The sequence below is a fragment of the Streptomyces sp. NPDC048671 genome, from assembly GCF_055587045.1.
In genome coordinates this window covers 229787-242495 of record NZ_JBVJHB010000007.1, presented here as the reverse complement: position 1 = coordinate 242495, position 12709 = coordinate 229787, and the positions used below count along the sequence as shown (strand labels likewise).

The window sequence follows — 12709 nt, the reverse complement described above, 5'->3', positions numbered from 1 at the left end:
GCGGGGCGGTTTCCGCCGCTCCGCACGGGGCACTCTCCCCCCATATCGAACGCTTCAGGACCCTTCATGGATCCTCCTGGCGTTTCGTTCCCTTCGAGTCGAGTCCGTACGGACCATCCTGACCCGACACGTCCCGCACAGCCGGACAGCCAAAGCCGCAATCCGGGACACTCTTCGCATCCTGTGGTGTGCCCGGGGAAAGGACGCGATGCCATGTCGGAGGCTGCATCCGCTCAGGTCACCCTGGCGAACAGCACAGCCCTGCTCCCGTCTCTCGGACCGCTGCTCCATGAATGGCTGCCCCGGCAGCGGTGGTTCGCGGGCAAGGGACGGCCGGTCACGGCCTTCTCGCTCGTGTCGGCGACCGAGATGCTGCCGGTGGAGAGGTCCGGCGGCACCGCCGCCGGCGCCGGCCCCGGACTCCTGCACCTGCTGGTCCGGGTCCACCAGCCCACCATGCCCGCCCAGCCCCCCATCGACTGCTACCAGTTGCTGCTCGGCGTACGGCCCACGCTGCCGACCCGGCTGGCACCCGCCCTCATCGGCCATGTGAAGGACGGTCCGCTGGCCGGCCTGACCGTCTACGACGCACTGCACGACCCGCGCCTCACCGCCCTGCTGCTGGAGCGGCTGCGCACCCCCGGCGGACTCGGCGTCCTGCGGTTCGGCCGGGGCGCGGCCACCGTCCCCGCCGGGCTCGCGCCCCGGGTGCTGGACACCGAGCAGTCCAACTCCTCCCTCGTCTACGGCAACGCCTACATCCTCAAGATCTTCCGCCGGGTGTTCCCGGGCACCAACCCCGATCTGGAACTGCCTCTCGCGCTCGCCCGCGAGGGGTGCGGGCGCGTGCCGGCCCCCGTCGCCTGGTTCGAGTCCACCGTGCCGGAGCACCTCACGCTCGGGGTGCTCCAGCCGTTCCTGCACGATGCGCAGGACGGCTGGCAGCTCGCGCTGCGGGCACTCGCGGCGGGCCACGACTTCGGACCCGAGGCCCGCGCGCTGGGACGGGCCACCGCCGAGGTGCACACCGCGCTCGCCGCGGCGCTGCCCACCCCCGTGCCGCCCCTCGGCGAGACGGACGAGCAGGCCGCCGGCATGGTGCGGCGGCTGGAGGCGGCCGCCCACGCGGTGCCGGAACTGGTGCCGTACGTCCCCGGGCTGCGCGCCGCCTTCGACGCCGTGACGGCGCTGGGCCACCGGGGGCGGAGCCGGGCCGCCCAGCGGGTGCACGGCGATCTCCATCTCGGCCAGACCCTGCGCGGGGCCGACGGCTTCTGGTCGCTGATCGACTTCGAGGGCGAACCGGCCCGCCCGCTCACGGAGCGCCGCGGCCCGCAGCCACCGGTGCGCGACGTCGCCGGGATGCTCCGCTCCTTCGACTACGCGGCCCGCTCCCACCGGCCCTGGAACGCCGACTGGGCGGCGCGCTGCCGGTCCGCCTACTGCGACGGCTACGCCGAGGCCGCGGGCATCGACCCCCGCGGCGAACCGGAGCTGCTGCGGGCCCACGAGACCGACAAGGCGGTGTACGAGGTGCTGTACGAGGCACGGCACCGGCCCGACTGGCTTCCGGTCCCGATGGCCGCCATCCACCGCCTGGCCGCCGCCACCGGCTGACACCCGCCGCCGCGCACCCCGTACCGCGCGCGGTCCCCGGCGCCCCACCCCTCCCGCCCCCACCCACACCCCCGAGGAGGCTGTCCCTGTGACCGCCCGCAAGCCGTCCCGCAAAGCGCCCGATCCCGCTCCGACCACCCCCGAGGCCCCGCTGTCCGCCGAGCACGCGGACGCCACCGCCGCAGGCCCGGCGACCGGGACCCTCGCACCGGTGGAGGCGAGCGCCCCGCTCCCCGAGCCGGTCACCACGCCGATGCCGATGCCGATGCCTACGCCGACGCCGACGCCGGACGCGACCCCGGTCACCGCACTCGCCCCCACGCCCGCAGCCGCCTCCGCTCCCGCACCCGCTCCCGTCAAGCGGGCGAAGCGGGCGGCGGCACCGCCGCGTCCCCGCCGCGCCGGCGGCGGTCAGGGGGTCCGCCCGGCCCGCGCCCTGGACGACGGGGACCGGGCCCGGCTGCTGGCCGGTGAGCACCACGCCCCGCACGGCCTGCTCGGCGCGCACCAGATCCGCGGCGGGGTGACGTTCCGGGTGCTGCGCCCCTTCGCCCGGTCCGTGACCGTGCTGGCCAAGGGGCTCCGGGCCCAGCTGCACGAGGACGGCGACGGCTTCTTCTCCGGGCTCCTGCCGATGCGGGCGGTCCCCGAGTACCAGCTCCTGGTGGCCTACGAGGACAACGAGATCGAGGTCCAGGACCCGTACCGCTTCCTGCCCGCGCTCGGCGATCTCGATCTGCATCTGATCGGCGAGGGCCGGCACGAGGAGCTGTGGACCGCGCTGGGTGCCCAGCCGATGGAGCACCAGGGCGTCACCGGCACCCGGTTCACCGTCTGGGCCCCCAACGCCCGCGGGGTACGCGTCTCGGGTGACTTCAACTACTGGGACGGCACCGGCTTCCCGATGCGTTCGCTCGGTTCCACCGGGGTGTGGGAGCTGTTCCTGCCCGCGATCGGGGAGGGCGCGCTCTACAAGTTCGACATCTGCCGCCCGGACGGCACGCACACGCTGCGCGCCGACCCGATGGCCCGCCATGCCGAGGTCCCGCCCTCCAACGCCTCGGTCGTGACGGCCGCGCACCACGTCTGGCAGGACCAGGAGTGGATGGCCCGTCGCGGGGACGTCCCGGTGCACGAGGCGCCGCTGTCCGTGTACGAGGTGCACCTGCCGTCCTGGCGGCCCGGCCTCACCTACCGTCAGCTCTCCGAGCAACTCCCCGCGTACGTACGCGATCTGGGGTTCACGCATGTGGAGCTGATGCCGGTCTCCGAGCACCCCTTCGGCGGCTCCTGGGGCTACCAGGTCACCGGTTTCTACGCCCCGACCTCCCGGATGGGCACACCGGACGACTTCCGCTTCCTGGTCGACGCGCTGCACCGGGCCGGGATCGGCGTCATCGTCGACTGGGTGCCCGCGCACTTCCCGCGCGACGAGTGGGCGCTCGCCGAGTTCGACGGCCGGCCGCTGTACGAACCCTCGGACCCGCAGCGGGCGGCGCATCCGGACTGGGGCACCCTCGAATTCGACTTCGGCCGCACCGAGGTGCGCAACTTCCTGGTCGCCAACGCCACTTACTGGTGCGAGGAGTTCCACATCGACGGGCTGAGGGTGGACGCCGTCGCCTCGATGCTCTACCTCGACTACTCGCGCGAGGAGGGCGACTGGTCCCCGAACGAGCACGGCGGCCGGGAGAACCCGGACGCCGTCGCCTTCCTCCAGGAGATGAACGCCACCGTCTACCGGCGCAACCCCGGCGTCGTCACCATCGCCGAGGAGTCCACTGCCTGGGACGGCGTCACCCGCGCCACCCACCATGTCGGCCCCGGCGGTTTCGGCGGGCTCGGCTTCGGGCTGAAGTGGAACATGGGCTGGATGCACGACTCGCTGGAGTACGTGTCCAAGGAGCCGGTGCACCGCAAGTACCACCACAACGAGATGACCTTCTCGATGGTGTACGCGTACAGCGAGAACTACGTGCTGCCGATCTCGCACGACGAGGTCGTGCACGGCAAGCGGTCGCTGGTCAGCAAGATGCCCGGCGACTGGTGGCAGCAGCGCGCCAACCACCGCGCCTACCTCGGCTTCATGTGGTCCCACCCGGGCAAGCAACTCCTCTTCATGGGGCAGGAGTTCGCTCAGGGGGCGGAGTGGTCGGAGGGCCACGGCCCGGACTGGTGGCTGCTCGATCCGTCGTACGCGGCGGAGAGCGACCACCGGGGCGTACGGACCCTGGTGAGCGATCTGAACGCGGTGTACGGGGCGACGCCGGCGCTCTGGCAGCGCGACACGGTCCCGGAGGGGTTCGAATGGGTCGCGGGTGACGCGGCCGAGGACAACGTCTTCGCCTTCCTGCGCTTCGACGCGGACGGCTCACCGCTGCTGTCCGTCTGCAACTTCTCGCCGGTGGTCCGGCACGAATACCGCGTCGGGGTGCCGGACGGCCCGGCGGCCTGGACGGAGGTCCTGAACACGGACGCGGCGCGGTACGGGGGCGGCGACGTGCGCAACGAGGAGCCCCTGAAGCCGGAGGCGGTGGCGGCGCACGGCCGGGAGACGAGTATGACGCTGACGCTCCCGCCGCTCGCGACGGTGTGGCTGCGGCCCGCCTGACGGGGCGTCGACGCCGCCGGCGGCCCCGGGTCGTTTCCCGGGGCCGCCGCGGCGTCTTCCCGTGCCGGTCCTCGCGTCAGTACACCGTGTCCTGCTGGTCGGGTACGACGCTGCCGTCGCCACGCAGCACGGGGCCGAAGCCGCCCTCGGGCTCGGTGTAGGCGGCGGTCGCGCAGGGGTAGGGCGTGGTCCTGCGGGGCAGCGGCTCGATGAACATGGGGTTCACGACCCAGCGGCCGTCGGCGTTGTCGTAGGCGCGGCACATCACCTCGTTCTTGTTGCGGTTGAGCACGAGGTGCGCGCCCGTGGCATCACCGACGAACGTCACATCGGTGTCGGCGTCACCGCCGCCGAGCGTGATCCGCCGGTCCGGGGCCTGCCGGCTCCAGGCGGCCCGGCCCTTGATCCCGTAGATCTCCTGGTTGATCCAGCAACGCTTGCCGTCGATGTACGGGATGGCCTCGCCCTCAGTGACGCCCACCCCGCCGCAGCCCTCGTTCCTGGTCGTGATGCGGCCCTTGTGGTCGAGTACGGAGCGGATGGCGACGGTGTGCGCGCGGTCGATTCCGATGCCGCGCGACCAGACCTCGGTGACCGGCTCGGAACCCGCCGAGACGATCCAGACGTCGAACCCGGCCTTCTGGAGCGTACGGACGAGGTCGCGTTGCTGTTCGTAGTACCGGACGTAGGCCGGAAGGACGTGGGTGCCGACGGTGCGGGTCGCACCGACGGGCGCGGCGAGGGCCTCCGTGCGGGCGGCCTCCGTGTACGCGCGCAGTTCGGGGACGGTGTGTCCGGCGAACAGCTGGGGCACCCACGCGTACTGCGGAACGGTACGCCGGTGGTTCCACTCCCCCGCGAAGGCGGCCTCGCCGCTCATCGTGGTGCCGTCCTCACGGATCTGGAGGATCTCGTCGGCGCAGCGGGCACGGGTGGAGGTGGGCAGGGGCGCTCCCACCCTGACGTCGGTGCCGCAGGCCTTGGTGAGTGCCTTGTCCGCGGTGTCCGTCAGCCATTTGCTGGTGTCCTTCCAGCGGGCGGGCCGGAGGATCTTGTCGTGCCGCAGGGACCAGCTGATGGTGGCGTCGGTGACGTCGTTCTTGGTGATGGTGTTGTCCCAGTCGAACGCCGCGACCGGGCGTGGTCCGCCCCTGCCGTGGCAGGTGCCGCGCTCGTCGATCACGCGCTGCAGCTGGGCGCGGTTGTGGCCGTACCAGGTGAGTTGGCCGGAGAGTTGGGGGCAGCGGGCCGTCGGCGTCACGGACATGCGATCGGCCGGGGCGGCGGCCACGGGGCCGGCTGCGGCCGCGACCGCTAATGCGGCGGTCACGGCTGAGGTCCACGCGAGTACAAGTCGGGTGCGCATGCGAGTGGACCGTACATCAATGTTTCCGCGATGTTGAGGGGGCGCGCTCCACTGCGTGGACGCGGGCCGAGGGGCGTTCCTCCCCTGCCCTTCGCGGTGTTCGGCCGCCCGCCCGCGTCCGCCGCCATCGGCTTCGCGCACCTCAGTGTGCTGCCGGCAGCACGTCCTCCAGCTCCTGGAGCAGCCGGCGCTTCGGCCGGGCGCCGACCATCGACTTCACCGGCTCGCCCGACCGGAACACCATTAGGGTCGGCATCGACAGCACCGCGTACCGGGAGGTGATCCCGGGGTTCCGGTCGACATCGATCTGGACGATCTTGACGCGCTCGCTCTCCTCGGCCGCGATCGCTCCCAGCACGGGGGCGAGCTGGCGGCACGGTCCGCACCAGTCGGCGGTGAACTCGACGAGGACGGGGAGCCCCGCCCCCAGTACCTCCGCGTCGAAGGTCTCGTCGGTGACCTCGGCCACGCCTTCCACCTGGATCATGTGTCGTCCTCCCAGTTCAGTTCACATCGTGGTTCGGGGCCGCCGGGCAGCTCGGCGGAAGCCTCCAGTTCGGCGCGGGCCAGCTGGGCGCCCACCTCCGTGCGGACCGACTGGAGCTGGCCGATGAGCGCGTCCAGCTCGCCGAGCTTGCGCCGGTAGACGGCCAGCGAGGCCGGGCAGGAGTCACCGGCCGGATGGCCGGCCCGCAGACACTCGACGAAGGGCCGGGTCTCCTCCAGGTCGAACCCGAAGTCCTGGAGGGTCCGGATCTGCTGGAGCAGCCGCAGATCAGCCTCGTCGTACGTGCGGTACCCGTTCTCCGCCCGCCGCGTCGGCAGCAGCCCGCGCGACTCGTAGTAGCGCAGCGTCCGCGTCGTCGTTCCGGCCCGCTCGGCCAGCTCCCCGATTCGCATGGAACGACCGTAAGCCTTGACGCCGACGTCAAGGCAAGGGTGACGGGGCTCGGGGGCGAGTGCGCGGACACACGCCGGGCCGGTACGGAAGCTCCGTACCGGCCCGGCGTGCATGGGGGTGTTTACACCTTCGCGAGCGAGGGCTGCTCCTCGCCGCCGTCCCTGGCCTCGGGGACGTGCGGCTCATCGGCGGGGCCCTCGTCCGCGAGCATCGCCTCGTCGAACGGCAGCGCTCCGGAGAGGACCTGGTCCACCCGCTCCCGGTCGATCTCCTTGGTCCAGGTGCCGACGAGCACCGTGGCGACGGCGTTGCCCGCGAAGTTCGTCAGGGCGCGGGCCTCGCTCATGAAGCGGTCGATGCCGACGATCAGACCGACACCGTCCACCAGCTCGGGGCGGTGCGACTGGAGGCCTCCCGCGAGAGTGGCCAGTCCGGCGCCGGTGACGCCCGCCGCGCCCTTGGAGGCGATCACCATGAAGACCAGCAGCGAGATCTGCTCGCTGATGCTCAGCGGGTCACCCGTCGCGTTGGCGATGAAGAGCGACGACATCGTGAGGTAGATCGCGGTGCCGTCCAGGTTGAACGAGTAGCCGGTCGGCACGGTGATGCCGACGACGGGCTTGCTGACACCCAGGTGCTCCATCTTCGCGATCAGCCGCGGCAGGGCCGACTCGGACGAGGAGGTGGAGAGGATGAGCAGGAACTCCCGGGCGAGATACTTCAGCAGGGAGAGGATGTTGAGCCCGGCCACCAGGCGCAGGATCGTGCCCAGGATCAGGAACACGAAGAGCCCGCAGGTGATGTAGAAGCCGACCATGATGACCGCGAGGGACTTCAGCGCGTCCACGCCGGTCTCGCCGACCACCGCGGCCATGGCGCCGAACGCACCGACCGGGGCCAGCCACATGATCATGGCGAGGACACGGAAGACGAGGCGCTGGATGTGGCCGATGCCGCGCAGGACCGGCTCGCCGGCCGACCCCAGGGCCTGGAGCGCGAAGCCCGAGAGCAGGGCGATGAGCAGGGTCTGGAGGACCTGGCCCGAGGTGAAGGACGACACCATGGTGTCGGGGATGATGCCGAGCAGGAAGTCCGCGGTGGACTCGCTGTCCCCCGCCTGCGCCGCACCCGCGGCGCGGGTCGCCTCGGTGATGTGGAGGCTGGAGCCGGGCTCCAGGATGTTGCCGACGACCAGGCCGATGGCCAGGGCGACGGTCGACATCACCAGGAAATAGCCGAGGGCCAGACCGCCGACGGCGCCGACCTTGGCGGCCTTTCGTACGGAGCCGACCCCCAGCACGATCGTGCAGAAGATGATCGGCGAGATCATCATCTTGATGAGATTGACGAAGCCGGTTCCGATCGGCTTGAGCTCAACGGCGGCATCCGGGGCCACGAGGCCCACGAGGATGCCGAGCCCCACCGCCACGATCACGGCGATATACAGATACTTCGTACGGTCCCGCTTGGCGGCGGCCACTCCCACGGGGGTCTCCTCGGCTCGTCCTTGTCCCTCCCCCGTCCCTGGGGGCCCCGGCGACTATTCCGGTCCCTGTGACCCCGGTCACCGTTACGTGCATTTCGTTCACAAGAGGGGCCGGCCCCCAGTGGCCGGCCCCTCTTGGGTTTTCGGCCAGGCAGACTGTGGCTATGCGCTTTCTCCGCCCCCGTCCGCGCAGTCTCGCCGGACAGCTCTTCGCCATGCAGGTGGTGCTGGTGGCGGCCGTCGTGGCGGGGTGCGCCTTCTTCTCGTACGCGTCCGGCAGCGCACAGGCCCGGGAGACGGCGACCCGGCAGGCCAGGGCGGTGGCCCTGTCGGTGGCCGATTCACCGTCGGTACGGGAGGCGATCCGCACCCCGGACCCGTCGGCCGTCCTCCAGCCGTACGCGGATGCGGCCCGCCGGGACACCGGGATCGCCTTCGTCACGATCATGGACCCGCACCGGGTCCGCTGGACGCACCCGGACACCGACCGGATCGGCGAGACCTTCCTCGGGCACACGGCGCAGGCCCTGCGCGGCGAGACGTTCTCGGAGACGTACACCGGCACGCTCGGCCCCTCGATCCGGGTCGTCACGCCGGTCCGGGACGGCGGCCGGATCGTCGGCCTGGTCAGTGCGGGCATCACGGTCGAGCGGGTCTCCTCCCAGGTGCGGGCGCAACTGGGCGCGCTCGGGCTCGCGGCGGGGGGTGCACTGGCGCTCGGCGGCATCGGCACCTATGTGATCAACGCCCGGCTGCGGCGGCACACCCACGGGATGAACGCCGCAGAGCTGAGCCGGCTGCACGACTACCACGAGGCCGCGCTGCACGCGGTACGCGAGGGGCTCCTGATGCTCGACGGGCAGCGCAGGATCGCCCTGATCAACGACGCGGGCCGGGAGCTGCTGGGCCTTGCGCCGGGTACGGTCGGGCGCCTGGTCGCCGAACTCGATCTGCCGGCGCCCCTGACCGGGGCGCTGCTCGCCTCCGAGGAGCGGGTCGACGAGGTGCATCTGACGGCGGACCGGGTGATCGTGGTCAACACCCGCCCGGTGGTGGGCGGCGAGCGGCGCGGCACGGTCGTCACCTTGCGCGATCACACGGAACTCCAGGCGCTGTCCGGCGAACTGGACTCGGAGCGCGGCTTCACGCAGGCGCTGCGCTCGCAGGCCCACGAGGCGGCGAACCGGCTGCACACGGTGGTGTCGCTGATCGAGCTGGACCGGGCCGAGGAGGCCGTCGGCTTCGCCACGGCGGAGCTGGAACTGGCGCAGGCCCTGACCGACCGCGTCGTCGGCGCGGTCGCCGAACCGGTGCTGGCGGCCCTGCTGCTGGGCAAGGCGGCGCAGGCGAACGAGCGGGGGGTGGAGCTGGTGCTGGCGGACGACAGCCTGATCGACGACGGGGTCCTGCCCGCGTCGCTGCCGCAGCGCGATCTGGTCACCGTCCTCGGCAATCTGATCGACAACGCGGTGGACGCGGCGTCGGAGGCGGTGGCGGGCCCGCCCGGTGCCGTGGACGACTCGGTGGACGGTCCGGGAGACGCCCCGGTGGACGGCTCGGGGGACGGCTCCGTCCCCGCCCAGCGCGGCCCGTCGCCGCACCGCCCCGCACGCGCCCGGGTCACCGTCACCGCACTCGCCGGGGACGGCGAACTCCTGCTGCGGGTCGCCGACAACGGGACCGGCGTCGACCCGGCCGATGCCGCGGAGGTGTTCCGGCGCGGCTGGTCGACGCACGGCGCCGGCCGCGGGATCGGCCTGGCGCTCGTACAGCAGGCCGCGCACCGCAACGGCGGCGTGGTCACGCTGGAGCGGGGGCCGGACGGCGGCGCGGAGTTCACCGTACGGCTGCCGCTGCCCGAGGGCAGCGGCGCACGGAAGGGCAGGGCCACATGAACCCGGTGATCAGGGTGCTGGTCGTCGAGGACGATCCGGTCGCCGCCGCCGCCCACCGGCTCTACGTGGACCGGGTCGCGGGATTCGAGGTGGCCGCGGTCGCGCACTCGCGCGCCGAGGCGGTGCGGGCGCTGGAGCGCACGCCGGTCGATCTGCTGCTCCTGGACCTGTACCTGCCGGACGGGCACGGTCTGCACCTGCTGCGCTCGCTGCGGGCGGCCGGTCATGCCGCCGATGTGATCGCCGTGACCTCGGCGCGCGATCTGGCCGTGGTCCGGGAAGGGGTGTCGCTCGGCGTCGTCCAGTACGTGCTGAAGCCGTTCACCTTCGCCACCCTGCGCGACCGGCTGGTCCGCTACGCGGAGTTCCGGGCGGCGGCCGGCGAGGCCAGCGGACAGGACGAGGTCGACCGCGCGCTCGCCACCCTGCGCTCCCCGCAGCCCGCCCGGCTGCCCAAGGGCCTGAGCGGTCCGACGCTGGAGGCGGTGACCCGGGTGCTGCGCTCGGCCCCGGACGGGGTGACGGCGGCCGCCACGGGCGTGGAGCTGGGGATCTCCCGCATCACCGCGCGCCGCTACCTGGAACATCTGGTGACCACGGGGCGGACTGTGCGCAGTCCACAGTACGGACAGATAGGACGCCCGGAACTGCATTACCGGTGGGTGGCCGAGGCCCGCTGAGCGGGCTCCCGGGCCGTCCCTGGGCCCCCGCAGGGGTGCCCGACCGCCCGGATTTCGCCCTAGGAGCTTCCTACGAGCCGTGGCCTCGGCAGAACACACCGTAGTCATACCGCCTCTGACCTCCTACGGTAGGGCCGTGCACCCCACCCCGCCTTTCAATGCCCCCGCCGCGCGCAGACTGCGCGAGGCCCTGGGAATGGCTCCCGGTCATGTCGCCTACGGCCTCGGCGCCCAGTACGGACTCCGGATCAGCGCCGAGACCGTAGCCGCTTGGGAGCGTGGACTCGCTCTGCCGACCGAGTACGAACTCACGGCGCTCGCGGGGGTGCTGTGGTGCGCCCCCGGTGAACTCCTGACCGCCGCCCGGACCCTGCGCGAGCACCGGGTCGCCCGGGACCTCGCGCCGGACGAGCTGGCGGGGCTGCTGGGGATGGCCACGTCCGCGTATCTGCGCATGGAGGAGTCCGGACGGTGGCGGGGCAACGAGCGCCAGTCCGCGGCGCTCACCGAGGCGCTGGGGCTGACGGCCGCCGGCTTCGTGACGGCGGCCGGACGGGACGAGGAGCTGGCCGAGCTGCTGCGCAGCGCCGTGACGACGCGCTGGCAGGCGTATGTGCGGCCGGTCTCGAAGGTGGTGCCGGTGGACCGGAAGGTGCTCCAGGGCGTACTGGAACAGCTGCACTCCGAGTACCAGGCGGTGATGGTGTCCACGCTGAGCTGGGGCAGCACCGGTGGCGAGCGGGAGAGTGCGACGGGCGACGCGGGCCGGGCGTTCCTGGCGGGGATCGTGGACCGGTTCTGGCAGACCGCCGAGGAGTGAGACCCGCCGCAGGGTCCGCCGCAGGGTCCGCCGCACGACGATGAGCGGGGCCGTGACCGTCCAGGGTGGACGGTCACGGCCCCGCTCGCCGTTGCTGCCGTTGCTGCCGTTGCTCAATGAAGCTCGCCGGGGCCGGCCGGCCCGGTCAGAAGACCGACTCGGCCTCGTGCATCCGGTCCAGCGGGACGCGCTTGAGCTGGGTCACCGCGTCGGCGAGCGGCACCATCTCGATGTCGTTGCCGCGCAGGGCCGTCATCCGCCCGAAGTCACCCCGGTGCGCCGCCTCCACCGCGTGCCAGCCGAAGCGGGTGGCGAGCACCCGGTCGTACGCGGTCGGCGTGCCGCCGCGCTGCACATGGCCGAGGATGACCGGCCGGGCCTCCTTGCCGAGCCTGGTCTCCAGCTCGACGGCCAGGCGGTTGCCGATGCCCTGGAAGCGCTCGTGGCCGAACTGGTCGATCGCGCCCTTGGCGTACGGCATCGAGCCCTCGGCCGGGTGCGCGCCCTCGGCGACGCAGATGACCGCGAACTTCTTGCCGCGTGCGAAGCGTTCCTCGACCATCTTGACCAGGTCCTCGACCTGGAACTTCCGCTCGGGCAGGCAGATGCCGTGGGCCCCGCCGGCCATTCCGGACTCCAGCGCGATCCAGCCCGCGTGGCGGCCCATCACCTCGACGACCATGACGCGCTGGTGGGACTCGGCGGTGGTCTTCAGCCGGTCTATCGCCTCGGTGGCGACGCCGACCGCCGTGTCGAAGCCGAAGGTGCGGTCGGTGGCCGAGATGTCGTTGTCGATGGTCTTCGGTACGCCGACCACGGGCATCCCGGCGTCCGAGAGCATCCGGGCGGCGGTGAGGGTGCCCTCGCCGCCGATCGGGATCAGCGCGTCCATGCCGTAACGGCGGCTCAGCTCGGCGCAGTTCTCGGCCGCCTCGCGCAGCCGGTCACGCTCCAGCCGGGCGGAGCCGAGGATCGTTCCGCCGCGGGCGAGGATGCCGCTGACCGCGTTGAGGTCGAGGGGGCGGAAGTGACCGTCGAGGAGGCCCTTGAACCCGTCCTCGAACCCGATGACCTCGTCGCCGTGCCCCACCACGGCACGGTGCACGACCGAGCGGATCACTGCGTTCAGGCCTGGGCAGTCGCCGCCTGCGGTGAGAACTCCGATGCGCATCGTGCTTTATCTCCTGCTCGCTAGGGCCTGTCCGCCGGTAACTACAGAATCCCCCGTACCGTGAGCCACGGTGATTGTCCCATGCCTGGTACGTACCTCGCGCTCTCGGCCTGCTCCGGGGGCCGCCGGCCGCTCGCGGCGGCGGCGCCGGCGGCCTCGGAG

The 12709-nt window shown here is 72.3% G+C and carries 10 protein-coding genes; 5 read left to right on the top strand and 5 right to left on the bottom strand.

Annotation, left to right across the window (positions count from 1 at the left end):
- Positions 1-213: 213 nt before the first annotated feature.
- The gene (locus ACZ6S6_RS16380; protein ID WP_469706033.1) at positions 214-1617 is read left to right on the top strand and encodes a maltokinase N-terminal cap-like domain-containing protein; all 1404 of its coding nucleotides are present in this window, start codon (positions 214-216) and stop codon (positions 1615-1617) included.
- 253 nt (positions 1618-1870) lie between these two features.
- Positions 1871-4228, top strand: coding sequence for a 1,4-alpha-glucan branching enzyme (gene glgB, locus ACZ6S6_RS16375; RefSeq protein ID WP_469706095.1), 2358 nt, complete (start codon positions 1871-1873; stop codon positions 4226-4228).
- 76 nt (positions 4229-4304) lie between these two features.
- On the opposite strand, the gene ACZ6S6_RS16370 is transcribed toward glgB, so the two are convergent.
- The 4 genes from ACZ6S6_RS16370 to ACZ6S6_RS16355 all read right to left on the bottom strand — a co-directional run bounded on the left by ACZ6S6_RS16370 (position 4305) and on the right by ACZ6S6_RS16355 (position 7981).
- Positions 4305-5594, bottom strand: coding sequence for an HAD family hydrolase (locus ACZ6S6_RS16370; RefSeq protein ID WP_469706032.1), 1290 nt, complete (start codon positions 5592-5594; stop codon positions 4305-4307).
- A 142-nt stretch (positions 5595-5736) separates the two neighbouring features.
- Complete coding sequence (trxA, locus tag ACZ6S6_RS16365; RefSeq protein WP_362964788.1) at positions 5737-6081, bottom strand: thioredoxin; 345 nt, start codon at positions 6079-6081, stop codon at positions 5737-5739.
- Positions 6078-6494 carry a MerR family transcriptional regulator gene (locus ACZ6S6_RS16360; protein WP_362964786.1) on the bottom strand — a complete coding sequence of 139 codons (417 nt, stop codon included), beginning with the start codon at positions 6492-6494 and terminating at the stop codon, positions 6078-6080. The genes trxA and ACZ6S6_RS16360 overlap by 4 nt, the downstream gene beginning before the upstream one ends.
- Positions 6495-6616: 122 nt before the next feature.
- Positions 6617-7981: a cation:dicarboxylate symporter family transporter gene (locus tag ACZ6S6_RS16355; protein WP_362964784.1), complete on the bottom strand. Its 1365-nt coding sequence runs from the start codon at positions 7979-7981 to the stop codon at positions 6617-6619.
- 164 nt (positions 7982-8145) lie between these two features.
- Here ACZ6S6_RS16355 and ACZ6S6_RS16350 point away from each other — a divergent pair, with 164 nt between their 5' ends.
- The 3 genes from ACZ6S6_RS16350 (at position 8146) to ACZ6S6_RS16340 (ending at position 11376) form a co-directional block, all read left to right on the top strand.
- Entirely contained in the window at positions 8146-9876 is a 1731-nt protein-coding gene (locus ACZ6S6_RS16350; protein ID WP_362964782.1) for a sensor histidine kinase, read from the top strand.
- Positions 9877-9881: 5 nt separating this feature from the next.
- Entirely contained in the window at positions 9882-10556 is a 675-nt protein-coding gene (locus tag ACZ6S6_RS16345) for a response regulator (RefSeq protein WP_362964833.1), read from the top strand.
- 196 nt (positions 10557-10752) lie between these two features.
- A complete protein-coding gene (locus tag ACZ6S6_RS16340; protein WP_469706094.1) occupies positions 10753-11376 on the top strand; it encodes a helix-turn-helix domain-containing protein in 624 nt (207 codons plus the stop codon).
- A 145-nt stretch (positions 11377-11521) separates the two neighbouring features.
- Here the strand turns inward: ACZ6S6_RS16340 and ACZ6S6_RS16335 are convergent, their stop codons facing one another.
- A complete protein-coding gene (locus tag ACZ6S6_RS16335) occupies positions 11522-12547 on the bottom strand; it encodes an ATP-dependent 6-phosphofructokinase (RefSeq protein WP_362964780.1) in 1026 nt (341 codons plus the stop codon).
- Between the last annotated feature and the right edge of the window lie 162 nt (positions 12548-12709).